The 849-nt window shown below is 61.1% G+C and carries 1 protein-coding gene; it reads right to left on the minus strand.

The genetic code is table 11. The annotated features are described in order from the left end of the window. A partial coding sequence (locus DTW89_RS19110; RefSeq protein ID WP_114657082.1) for an elongation factor Tu occupies window positions 1-849 on the minus strand: 849 nt, incomplete at its 5' end.

Below are 849 nucleotides of genomic sequence, written 5' to 3' on the forward strand. Positions count from 1 at the left end.
TTAAGCAATGATCTTGGCCACGACGCCAGCGCCCACGGTGCGGCCGCCTTCACGGATGGCGAAACGCAGGCCTTCTTCCATGGCGATGGGGTTGATCAGCTTCACAGTGATCGACACGTTGTCGCCAGGCATGACCATTTCCTTGTCGGCTGGCAGCTCGATGGCGCCAGTCACGTCGGTCGTGCGGAAGTAGAACTGAGGGCGGTAGTTGTTGAAGAAAGGCGTGTGACGGCCGCCTTCGTCCTTGCTCAGCACATACACCTCAGCGGTGAAGTGGGTGTGGGGCTTGATCGAGCCGGGCTTGCACAGCACTTGGCCGCGCTCCACGTCTTCACGCTTGGTGCCGCGCAGCAGCAGACCGACGTTGTCGCCAGCCTGGCCCTGGTCCAGCAGCTTGCGGAACATTTCCACGCCGGTGCAGGTGGTCTTGACGGTGTCTTTGATACCGACGATTTCGATTTCTTCGCCGACCTTGATGATGCCGCGCTCGATACGGCCGGTCACCACGGTGCCGCGACCGGAGATGGAGAACACGTCTTCCACGGGCATCAGGAAGGCGCCGTCCACAGCACGCTCGGGCGTGGGGATGTAGGTGTCCAGGGCTTCAGCCAGCTTCATGATGGCTTCTTCGCCCAGCGGACCCTTGTCGCCTTCCAGGGCGAGCTTGGCGGAACCACGAATGATCGGGGTGTCGTCGCCAGGGAAGTTGTATTTGTCGAGGAGCTCGCGCACTTCCATTTCGACGAGTTCCAGCAGCTCTTCGTCGTCCACCATGTCGCACTTGTTCAGGAACACGATGATGTAAGGCACGCCCACCTGGCGGGCCAGCAGGATGTGTTCACGGGTCTG

Origin of the sequence: Acidovorax sp. BoFeN1 (assembly GCF_003345135.1) — a bacterium.
GTDB classification, from domain to species: domain Bacteria; phylum Pseudomonadota; class Gammaproteobacteria; order Burkholderiales; family Burkholderiaceae_C; genus Acidovorax; species Acidovorax defluvii.